The organism is Acidovorax sp. Q11 (assembly GCF_054950075.1).
The window spans coordinates 188,388-198,027 of sequence record NZ_JBUDZG010000007.1; the positions used below are offsets into that span (position 1 = coordinate 188,388).

The 9,640-nt window shown below is 66.0% G+C and carries 8 protein-coding genes and 1 rRNA gene; 5 read left to right on the forward strand and 4 right to left on the reverse strand.

The window, feature by feature from the left end; translation table 11 throughout:
• Positions 1-9: 9 nt before the first annotated feature.
• From ACYZGB_RS08905 to ACYZGB_RS08915, 3 genes are all read right to left on the reverse strand, one after another.
• Positions 10-651, reverse strand: coding sequence for a response regulator (locus ACYZGB_RS08905; protein ID WP_462387884.1), 642 nt, complete (start codon positions 649-651; stop codon positions 10-12).
• 29 nt (positions 652-680) lie between these two features.
• Positions 681-1,613, reverse strand: coding sequence for a LysR family transcriptional regulator (locus ACYZGB_RS08910; RefSeq protein ID WP_462387885.1), 933 nt, complete (start codon positions 1,611-1,613; stop codon positions 681-683).
• A gap of 143 nt (positions 1,614-1,756) precedes the next feature.
• Positions 1,757-3,682, reverse strand: coding sequence for an acyl CoA:acetate/3-ketoacid CoA transferase (locus ACYZGB_RS08915; RefSeq protein ID WP_462387886.1), 1,926 nt, complete (start codon positions 3,680-3,682; stop codon positions 1,757-1,759).
• A gap of 228 nt (positions 3,683-3,910) precedes the next feature.
• Here ACYZGB_RS08915 and ACYZGB_RS08920 point away from each other — a divergent pair, with 228 nt between their 5' ends.
• From ACYZGB_RS08920 to ACYZGB_RS08940, 5 genes are all read left to right on the forward strand, one after another.
• Entirely contained in the window at positions 3,911-6,121 is a 2,211-nt protein-coding gene (locus ACYZGB_RS08920; protein WP_462387887.1) for a malate synthase G, read from the forward strand.
• 268 nt (positions 6,122-6,389) lie between these two features.
• The gene (locus ACYZGB_RS08925) at positions 6,390-6,635 is read left to right on the forward strand and encodes a cysteine-rich CWC family protein (RefSeq protein WP_462387888.1); all 246 of its coding nucleotides are present in this window, start codon (positions 6,390-6,392) and stop codon (positions 6,633-6,635) included.
• Positions 6,636-6,675: 40 nt separating this feature from the next.
• On the forward strand, positions 6,676-6,864 hold the full coding sequence (locus ACYZGB_RS08930) for a 4-oxalocrotonate tautomerase (protein WP_063462131.1): 189 nt from the start codon (positions 6,676-6,678) through the stop codon (positions 6,862-6,864).
• Positions 6,865-6,963: 99 nt separating this feature from the next.
• Complete coding sequence (locus ACYZGB_RS08935) at positions 6,964-8,421, forward strand: DHA2 family efflux MFS transporter permease subunit (RefSeq protein WP_462387889.1); 1,458 nt, start codon at positions 6,964-6,966, stop codon at positions 8,419-8,421.
• A gap of 84 nt (positions 8,422-8,505) precedes the next feature.
• Positions 8,506-9,273, forward strand: coding sequence for a class II glutamine amidotransferase (locus tag ACYZGB_RS08940; RefSeq protein WP_462387890.1), 768 nt, complete (start codon positions 8,506-8,508; stop codon positions 9,271-9,273).
• A 249-nt stretch (positions 9,274-9,522) separates the two neighbouring features.
• On the opposite strand, the gene rrf is transcribed toward ACYZGB_RS08940, so the two are convergent.
• Positions 9,523-9,635: ribosomal RNA gene (rrf, locus tag ACYZGB_RS08945) — 5S ribosomal RNA — on the reverse strand.
• Positions 9,636-9,640: the final 5 nt, after the last annotated feature.

Here is a 9,640-nt window from a genome sequence, read left to right on the forward strand (position 1 = left end):
GCTGGCAGCTCACGCCTCGCCCTCGGTCTCCAGGCTCTTGACCAGCACCGCCGCCTGCGTGCGGCTGTAGCACGCGAGCTTTTTCAGGATGGCGGTGACATGCACCTTCACCGTATTCTCGGCCAGGCCCAGCGTGGCCGCGATCTGTTTGTTGAGCAGGCCATCGGCCAGACACAGCAGCACGCGGAACTGCTGGGGCGTGAGCTGCGCGAGCCGCGCGGCCAACTCGGCGTCGGCCTCGGAGCGCTCGGCCGCCATGGGCGGGAACCAGCTGCTGCCGTCCAGCACGGCCTGGATGGCGTCGCCCATGGCGTCGGCAGGCGCGGACTTGGGGATGAAGCCTGCCGCGCCAAACTGCTGCGCGCGGCGGATGACGCGCGGGTGGTCGTTGGACGAGATGATCACCACCGGCAGCTCGGGGTATTCGCCGCGCACATGCAGCAGGGCCGAGAAGCCGCGCGTGCCGGGCATGCTCAGGTCCAGCAGCACTAGCTCGACCTCGGGGTGGTCCTGCAGCGCCTGGCCCAGCGTGGCGGCGCTGGCCGCCTCCAGCGTGCGGTACTGGGGCAGGCGCTCGCGCAGCACGTGCAGCACGGCCGCGCGGAACAGCGGGTGGTCGTCAGCAACGAGGAGCGTGGGCGCGGAGGACATGGAATGCGCAGTCTGCCATGGCAGGGCGGTCAGCCGCCCTGGGGGCCTTTCCAGAACGCGGGCTGTGCGTACTGGTGCTTGAGGTGCTCGATCCACAGCCGCACGCGCAGCGGCAGGTGTTTGCGCTGGGGGAAGACCACGTAGATGCCGTTGGGCGGCGCGGCAAAGTCCTCCAGCACCGCCACCAGTCGGCCTGCTGCGATCTCGGCCTCGACCTCCCAGGTGCTGCGCCAGGCAATGCCCCAGCCACCCAGGCACCAGTCGTGCAGCACCTGGCCGTCGGAGCAGTCGAGCGGCCCGCCGGGCTTGAGGTGCATGACCTCGGTGGAGCCATCGGCGTGCGGCACTCTGAACGCCCAGCCGCGCGTCTGCGAGGCGTCGCTCGACAGCGTGAGGCAGTCGTGCTGCACCAGCTCGGCCGGGGCGCGCGGGGTGCCGCGCCGGGCCAGGTATTCGGGTGTGGCCACACACAGGCGGCGGTTGTCGGCAATGCGCACGCTCACCAGCGACGAATCGGGCAAATCGCCCACGCGCACGGCGCAGTCAAAGCCTTCGCCCGCCAGGTCCACCACGCGGTCGCTGAGGTTGAGGGAGATGGTGACGTCGGGGTGCGCCGAGCGAAAACGCGGCACCAGCGGCGCCACATGGCGACGGCCAAAACCAGCCGGGGCGGTGATGCGCAAATGGCCCGTGGCCTTGACGCCGCCTTCCGACACGCTGGCCTCGGCATTGGCCACATCGGCCAGCAGGCGCTGACAGTCTTCCAGGAACGCGCTGCCTTCGTGCGTGAGGCTGATGCGGCGGGTGGTGCGCACCAAGAGCTTCACGCCCAGGTGCTCTTCGAGCGCATCCAGCCGACGGCCCATGATGGCGGGCGCCACGCCCTCGGCCTTGGCGGCTGCAGTGAGGCTGCCGCGCGTGGCCACCGATACAAAGGATTCGAAGGCCTTGAGTTTGTCCATGGGCGGTGATTATGGAGACATCCGCGCCGGGGCCTGCACCCGGCCGCTGCAGCGCGGCGGCGCCTGGCGGCTGAAAAACTTGAAGCAAAAACAGGCCCTTGCGCGCGGCCACATTGCCTTGATAGCTATTATTAATATAGCAATCAGGTCAATCGGGACTTGAGGAACCCCACGGTGCCGTAGCGCTTGACCTCCGCGTAGTGGTCGCGCGTGAGGCCTTGCACCATGGCCGCATAGGCATCGGCCAGGTCGGGCGCGATGGTGAAGTGGTCGTAGTTCACGATCACCGCCACGCGCTCGCCCCGCGTGGCGAGCGGGGCCAGCAGGTGGCGCACCTCCTGGTCGATGGCGGCGATGGTGCTGGCGGTGGTGATCTGCAGGCCCGAGAAGTCGATGTGCAGCAGATGGCGTGCGGCATCCAGCTCGAAGCGCTGCACCAGCGGGCGGTTGAGCAGCTGCTCGCGCAGACCCAGCGGGCCGGGCTCGAACAGGCGCAGGTCCATGGTCTGCAAGCCGGGGCTGATGCGCGGCGTGAATGCCATGTGGGCCAGCACGTCGCGGTGCAGGTCGATGCCGGGGGCCAGCTCGATCAGCTCCAGCGCGCCGCCGCCCTCCGGCTCGCCCGAAGGCACGAGGCGGAACACGCAGCGCTCCGTCACATACAACACGCGCTGGCCGCGCCGCAGGGCCTCGGCGCCGCTGAAGGTGCGGTGCTCGACCTCGCGCACCAGCTTGCGCGCGCCGCCCTCGTGCAGGATGTGCAGGTGGCCGTCCACCGCCTCCACCTGCAGATCACCCGCCGTGAAGGTACCGACAAACACCACGGTCTTGGCGTTCTGGCTGATGTTGATGAAGCCGCCCGCACCCGCCAGGCGCGGCCCGAACTTGCTCACATTGAGGTTGCCGTGCTGGTCGGCCTGCGCGAGGCCCAGGATCGCGATGTCGAGACCACCGCCGTCGTAGAAGTCGAACTGGTTGGGCTGGTCGATGATGGCCTGCGGGTTCACGGCCGCGCCGAAGTTCAGCCCGCCGGCGGGGATGCCGCCGATCACGCCGGGCTCGGCCGTGAGCGTGACGAGGTCGATGATGCGCTCCTCAGCCGCTACGTTGGCCACGCCCTCGGGCATGCCGATGCCCAGGTTGACCACCTGGTGCGGGCGCAGCTCCAGCGCTGCGCGGCGGGCGATGATCTTGCGCTCGGTCAGCGGCATCGCCTCCAGCGTGTCCATGGGCACGCGCAGCTCGCCCGCAAACGCGGCGCTGTAGGGCTCGGCAAAGGTCTGGTGGTGGTGCGCGGGCTCGGTGGCCAGCACCACGGCATCCACCAGCACGCCGGGCACCTTCACCTGCCGGGGGTTGAGCGTGCCACGCTCGGCGATGCGCTCGACCTGCGCGATGACCACGCCGCCCGAGTTGCGCGCGGCCATGGCGATGGCCAGCGCTTCGAGCGTGAGCGCCTCGCGCTCCATGGTGAGGTTGCCGTCGGCGTCGGCCGTGGTGGCGCGGATGATGCCCACGTGGATCGGGAAGGCCTTGTAGAACAGGTAGTCCTGCCCGTCGATGGGCAGGATGCGCACCAGGTCTTCGGTGGTGCGCGCGTTGAGCTTGCCGCCACCGTGGCGCGGGTCCACGAAGGTGTCGAGGCCCACGCGCGTGAGCGTGCCGGGCTTGCCTGCAGCAATGTCGCGGAACAAATGCGTGATCACGCCCTGGGGCAGGTTCCAGGCCTCGATCTGGTTGTCCACCGCCAGCTTCTGGATGCGCGGCACCAGGCTCCAGTGCCCGCCGATCACGCGCTTGAGCAGGCCAGCGTGGCCCAAGTGGTTGAGGCCCCGCTGCTTGCCGTCGCCCTGGCCTGCGGCGTAGACCAGGGTCAGGTCGCGCGGGGTTTGGGTGGTTTCCCAGCGCTGGGCCAGCGCCACGGCAATGCTCTCGGCAAAGCCGATGCCCACAAAGCCGCCCGTGGCCACGGTGTCGCCGTCGTGGATGAGCTGCACCGCGTCGGCGGCGCTGACGATCTTGTTCTTGTAGGCAGCGTTCAATGCGCTGGCGGCCAGGGGTGCCTGCATGGGGTTGTCTCCCGAGGATTGTTGTGCGCGCAGCGTAGTGGCTTATGGGCGCCAGCACCACTACGGGCGACTACGGACGGCCCGGGAGCCCACACGGCCCATCACTTTTGCTTAAAAGTCACTGGTTTAGAGATTTTCAGCGTATTTATGTGCGCAGATATTTGCAATACAGTCTGTCCATCATCGCCCCGCAGTGGCATTTTTTCCTCTTTTTCAGCGAGTTTTCCCATGACCGACCGCACCACCGCCCACGGCCTGCAAGTGGCCACCTCCCTGTTCCGCTTTGTCGAAGACAAGGTGCTGCCCGGCACGGGCGTGGGCAGCGAAACGTTCTGGAAGGGTTTTGGCGCCATCGTGGCCGACCTGGCCCCGCGCAACATCGCCTTGCTGGCCGAGCGCGACCGCCTGCAGACCGAGCTGGACACCTGGCACAAGGCCAACCCCGGCCCCATCCAGAACATGGTGGCCTACCGCAGCTTTCTTGAAAAGATCGGCTACCTGGTGCCCCAGCCCGCTGACGTGAAGGCCACCACCGCCAATGTGGACGACGAGCTGGCCACGCAGGCCGGCCCGCAGCTGGTGGTGCCCATCCTGAACGCCCGCTATGCCCTGAACGCCGCCAATGCGCGCTGGGGCAGCCTGTATGACGCGCTGTATGGCACGGACGCGGTCAGCGAAGAAGGTGGCGCCGAGAAGGGCAAGGGCTACAACCCGGTGCGCGGCGCCAAGGTGATTGCGTTTGCACGCCAGGTGCTGGACGACACCGCACCGCTGGCCAGCGGCTCGCACAAGGATTCGACCGGCTATCGTGTGGAAGGCGGCCAGCTGGTGGTGTCGCTTGCCAACGGCACCACCACGGGTTTGAAGGACGCCTCGCAGTTCAAGGGCTACCAGGGCAATGCCGCCGCACCGTCGTCGGTGCTACTGCAGCACAACGGCCTGCACCTGGACATCCAGATCGACCGCAGCACCCCCATCGGCCAATCCGACGCGGCGGGCGTGAGCGACCTGGTGCTCGAAGCAGCCCTGTCCACCATCCTGGACCTGGAAGACTCTGTGGCTGCCGTGGATGCCGAAGACAAGGTGCTGGGCTACAGCAACTGGCTGGGCATCATCCAGGCCACGCTGACCGAGCAGGTCGCCAAGGGTGGCAAGACCATCACACGCGGTCTGAACGGTGATCGCATCTACACCGGCCCTACAGGGGGCGAAGTGCGCCTGCATGGTCGCTCGCTCATGTTCCTGCGCAACGTGGGCCACCTGATGACCAACCCGGCCATCCTGTGGACCGACGCGCAGGGCACGCAACGCGAAATTCCTGAAGGCATCATGGATGCGGTGGTGACCACAGCCATCGCCCTGCACGACCTGCAAGGCCATGGCGCCAACGGCATTCGTAACAGCCGCAAGGGCAGCGTCTACATCGTCAAGCCCAAGATGCACGGCCCCGCCGAAGTGGGCTTTGCCGCCGAGCTGTTTGGCCGCGTCGAGAAGCTGCTGGGCCTGCCCGACAGTACGGTGAAGCTGGGCATCATGGACGAAGAGCGTCGCACATCCGTCAATCTGAAGGCCTGCATTGCCGCTGCCAGCAGCCGCGTGGCCTTCATCAACACCGGCTTCCTGGACCGCACGGGCGACGAGATGCACACCGCCATGCTGGCCGGCCCGATGATCCGCAAGGGCGACATGAAAACCAGCGCCTGGATCCAGTCGTACGAGAAGAACAACGTGCTGGTGGGCCTGAGCTGTGGCCTGCGCGGCAAGGCCCAGATCGGCAAAGGTATGTGGGCCATGCCCGACCTGATGGCTGAAATGCTCAAGCAGAAGATCGCCCACCCCAAGGCCGGCGCCAACACCGCCTGGGTGCCCAGCCCCACGGGTGCCACGCTGCACGCACTGCACTACCACCAGGTGAAGGTGAGCGACATCCAGATCGAGCTGGAAAAGACCGACGCCAACGCCGAGCGTGACAACCTGCTGACCGGCCTGCTGACCGTGCCCGTGGCCGCCGCCCCCAACTGGAGCGACGCCGAGAAGCAGCAGGAGCTGGACAACAACGCCCAGGGCATCCTGGGCTACGTGGTGCGCTGGGTGGACCAGGGCGTGGGCTGCTCCAAGGTGCCCGACATCCACAACGTGGGCCTGATGGAAGACCGCGCCACGCTGCGCATCAGCAGCCAGCATCTTGCCAACTGGCTGCACCATGGCGTGGTGACCGAGGCGCAGGTGCGCGCCACGTTCGAGCGCATGGCGGCCGTGGTGGACGGCCAGAACGCTGGCGACCCGCTGTACCAGCCCATGGCCGGCCACTTCGACACCAGCATGGCCTACAAGGCGGCCTGCGACCTGGTCTTCAAGGGCATGGAGCAACCCAGTGGCTACACCGAGCCGCTGCTGCACGCATGGCGCCTGAAGCTGAAGGCCGCGCGGGCGGCCTGATCCGGCGCCCGATGGCCCTGTGGTGAGCGCCCAGCAGGGCGCCACACCACATCACTACATATTTGATAGCTGCCAGCGCAATACCAACAGGCGCCGGCAGCTATTTTTATTGGTTTTTTTGGTCCGCTGGGTCACCACAGCGCGCCGCACTCCACACAACCTCGCATCGCGCGCACGGCCGGGCCCTGGCAGGTTGGTGGCTGGCGCCTCACCACCCTTTGCACATCGCCGTACACTGGTTGCCCCACGCCGCCACCGGCCCGGCACCATGTCCACCCCGCCTCTCTCCAGCCCCTCCTGCTGCCCACTGTGCGGCGGGCCCAACCAGTGCGCCATGGCAGCCGGCCGCCCGCCAGAAGGCTGCTGGTGCATGGCACAGCGCATCGCGCCCGCCGCCCTGGCGGCCGTGCCCGAAGCCCAGCGTGGCCAGGTGTGCATCTGCCCGTCCTGCGGCGCCATCTCTGCCGACGCCCAGCAACCCTTTGCCGACCCGCCAGGGCCTGCGCCGATATGATTTCCGCTTTTTGCGGCGATACGCCCTGAAGGAGTCTGATATGCCTACGTACCACGTTGAAATGATGGAAGGCCGCACGGTCGAGCAAAAGCGCAAGCTGGTGGAAGAGATCACCCGTGTGAGCGTCGAGGTGCTGGGCGGCTCGCCCGAGTCGGTGGACATCCTGATCACCGATGTGAAGCGCGAAAACTGGGCCACCGGCGGCAAGCTGTGGCTGGAACGCAGCTGACCAATAGCACGGTCCGGCTGCGTGGGGCGACGCCCCATGGCCGTGCTGCATCCCTGCCCCTTTTAGCCTTTTCCACCCGTTGCGTACGGTGATTCGCCCATGACCACCGCCCCCGGCTCCCTGTCGGTGCTGCGTGAGCGCTATGGCGAGCGCTACCGCTGGCTGCTCTTGCTGTCGGTCATGGTGGGGACCATGGCGTCGATCATGTCCTCCACCATCGTGAATGTGGCCATCCCGGACATGAGCCACTATTTCACGCTGGGACAGGAGCGTGCGCAGTGGGTCACCTCGGGGTTCATGGTGGCCACCACGGTCTCCATGCTCACCACGCCCTGGCTGCTGTCGCGCTATGGCTACCGCGCCACCTATGTCGGCGCCATGTTGGTGTTGCTGCTGGGCGGCGTGGGCGGCGGGCTGGCGCAAGACTTCGGCCTGGTGCTGGCCGCGCGGGTTGCCGAGGGCCTGGCCGCCGGTGTCGTCCAGCCCATTCCCGCCGTCATCATCCTCTACGCCTTTCAACCGCACGAACAGGGCCGTGCCAGTGGCATCTTTGGCATGGGTGTGGTGCTGGCCCCTGCCATCGGACCCAGCGTCGGGGGCCTGCTGGTGGACTGGTTTGGCTGGCGCTCCATCTTCTTCATGGTTGTGCCGTTGTGCCTGGCCTCGATCTGGCTGGCCTACAAGTTTGTGCCCGTCACGGCACCTGGCGGCGTGGAGGCCAACCGCCAGGGCGAGCCACTGGACTGGCGCGGGCTGCTGCTGGGCACGGTGGGCACGCTGTGCCTGCTCAATGGGCTGGTGTCGCTGCATGGTGGCTCCATGGCCGAGGCCATCGCGCTGCTGTTGGGCGCAGCCTGCGCGGTCGGCGCATTCATTGCCTGGCAGCGTCGGCTGATCCACCGGGGACGCAAACCCCTGATGGACCTGCGGCTGTTCCAGTACCGTCAATTTGCCATGGGCAGCGTGGTGGCGTTTATCTACGGCACGGCCTTGTTCGGCTCTACCTACCTGCTGCCGGTGTTCATGCAACTGGGGCTGGAATTGTCTGCCTCGCATGTGGGCACGCTCATGCTGCCTGCAGGGTTGGTGCTGGCAGCCACCATCGCCTTCGTGGGGCGTCTGGCAGATCGCCAGCCCACACATTTCCTCGTGAGCACGGGCCTGGGCCTGCTAGCGCTGTCCTTCGGGCTCATGGTGTGTGTGGGCCTCGGCTCGCCGCTGTGGATGCTGGTGGCATTTGCCATCCTGGGGCGCATCGGGCTCGGGTTCATCCTGCCCTCGCTCAACCTCGGGGCGATGCGGCCGCTGGACAAGTCGCTGATCTCCCAAGGCTCCAGCGCCATCGGGTTCCTTCGCATGCTGGGGGGGGCGGCGGGCGTGAGCTTGTGTGGCATCGTCCTCGAATGGCGGCTGGGTGCCCATGGCGCTTCGCTGGCAGCTGGTGGCAGCAATCCGGCCCGCATCGCAGCCTTTGGCGAGACCTTTTTGATGCTGACCTTTTTGTGTCTGCTGGCCTTGGTGGCAGCCTGGCAGCTGCGTGAGGCCAAGCCCCGCTGAACTGCAGAACCGTCTTCCAGCGGCAGTCCAGCTTCAGGCATCATCTATCGCCCCACACGACACCCTAGAAACGGAATTCCCGCCATGTGCCAACTGCTCGGCATGAACTGCAATGTCCCCACCGATGTGACCTTCAGCTTCACGGGGTTTGCACAGCGGGGCGGTAAAACCGACCACCACAGCGATGGCTGGGGAATTGCCTTTTTTGAGGACAAGGGCCTTCGGCATTTTGTGGACCACCAGGCAGCGGTGGACTCCCCCGTCGCCGAGCTGATCCGTCGCTACCCCATCAAAAGCAAGAACGTCATCGCCCACATCCGCAAGGCGACCCAGGGTGTGGTCAGTTTGCAGAACTGCCATCCCTTTGTGCGGGAGCTCTGGGGGCGCTACTGGGTGTTTGCCCACAACGGAGACCTCAAGGATTTCCGCCCCCGCCTGCACTCGCACTTCCGCCCTGTCGGCGATACCGATAGCGAACATGCGTTCTGCTGGATCATGCAGGAGCTGGCGAAATCCCACGCCACGGTTCCGCCCATCCCCGAGCTGACATTGACCCTGAAGGAGCTGGCGTCCCGGATCAGTCCCCACGGCACGTTCAATTTTTTGTTGTCCAACGGGCAGGCGCTGTGGGCACACGCGTCCACCAACCTGTACTACATCGAAAGGCGCCACCCGTTTGGATCCGCCCAACTGAGCGACGAAGACGTGTTGCTGGACTTTTCGAAGGAAACGAACGAAAAAGATGAGGTGGCGGTGATTGTGACCAGCCCACTGACCACCAACGAGCAGTGGACGGCCTTTGGCAAGGGAGAACTGCTGGTGTTCGAACAGGGGCGGCGACTACCGGTCTGAGCCCATTCAGTATCCCGATACTCTTCAACAGGTATTCGCGTGTAGATCGTCTTTTCGGGATGCCGGACATACCACGCCACTGACCCACAAGTGCAATCAAACCAGTGGGCCCATCCAGAAAGTGTCGGCATGAATTGGGGCGAGCACCCTTGCCCTCCGCGACGCCCTAGGATCAATCATGCGTATCACTGCACCCGCAAAGCAAAAAACCCCAGTCTTGATGAGACTGGGGCTTTCTGGGCTGTAAGAGCCTGACGATGACCTACTTTCACACGGGAACCCGCACTATCATCGGCGCAAAGTCGTTTCACTGTCCTGTTCGGGATGGGAAGGAGTGGTACCAACTTGCTATGGTCATCAGGCATAA

Bases quoted from the DNA above. Each gene is read 5' to 3' on its own strand.
- ACYZGB_RS08935 (WP_462387889.1), top strand. From the start codon at position 6,964: ATGACCACCGCCCCCGGCTCCCTGTCGGTGCTGCGTGAGCGCTATGGC.
- ACYZGB_RS08915 (WP_462387886.1), bottom strand. From the start codon at position 3,682: ATGCAGGCACCCCTGGCCGCCAGCGCATTGAACGCTGCCTACAAGAAC.
- ACYZGB_RS08905 (WP_462387884.1), bottom strand. From the start codon at position 651: ATGTCCTCCGCGCCCACGCTCCTCGTTGCTGACGACCACCCGCTGTTC.
- ACYZGB_RS08910 (WP_462387885.1), bottom strand. From the start codon at position 1,613: ATGGACAAACTCAAGGCCTTCGAATCCTTTGTATCGGTGGCCACGCGC.
- ACYZGB_RS08920 (WP_462387887.1), top strand. From the start codon at position 3,911: ATGACCGACCGCACCACCGCCCACGGCCTGCAAGTGGCCACCTCCCTG.
- ACYZGB_RS08940 (WP_462387890.1), top strand. From the start codon at position 8,506: ATGTGCCAACTGCTCGGCATGAACTGCAATGTCCCCACCGATGTGACC.
- ACYZGB_RS08925 (WP_462387888.1), top strand. From the start codon at position 6,390: ATGTCCACCCCGCCTCTCTCCAGCCCCTCCTGCTGCCCACTGTGCGGC.
- ACYZGB_RS08930 (WP_063462131.1), top strand. From the start codon at position 6,676: ATGCCTACGTACCACGTTGAAATGATGGAAGGCCGCACGGTCGAGCAA.